Here is a 416-nt window from a genome sequence, read left to right on the forward strand (position 1 = left end):
GCAGTGGTCGGTGCGCATCAACGAGGCGTACCAGCGGCTCAAGGACCCGGTGCGCCGCGCCGCCTACCTGTGCGAGCTGCACGGCGCGCCGATCCGGGCGGAGGACAATACGTCGATGCCTGCGCAGTTCCTGATGCAGCAGATGGAGTGGCGCGAGGCGCTCGACGACGCAGCGGACGGGGCGGCGATCGACCGGCTCGATGCCGAGGTGCGCCAGGCCCGTGCCGAGGCGCTGGAGCGCTGCGGCCGGCTGATCGATGCGCAGCAGGACTATGCGGCAGCCGCCGGAGCCGTCAGAGGCCTTATGTTCATTGAGCGCTTTGCGGTCGATGTCGAGCGCCGGCGCGAGCTGCTGGGACAATAGGCACCTTGCCTCCGGCAGCCCTGGTGCTGCCTTTCGTCGAACCTTCCTTTTC

The 416-nt window shown here is 68.8% G+C and carries 1 protein-coding gene; it reads left to right on the forward strand.

The window, feature by feature from the left end:
- A partial coding sequence (hscB, locus tag K9U40_RS24170; protein WP_282892582.1) for a Fe-S protein assembly co-chaperone HscB occupies nt 1–364 on the forward strand: 364 nt, incomplete at its 5' end.
- Nucleotides 365–416: the final 52 nt, after the last annotated feature.

Origin of the sequence: Xanthobacter autotrophicus, assembly GCF_030015065.1 — a bacterium.
GTDB classification, from domain to species: domain Bacteria; phylum Pseudomonadota; class Alphaproteobacteria; order Rhizobiales; family Xanthobacteraceae; genus Xanthobacter; species Xanthobacter autotrophicus_D.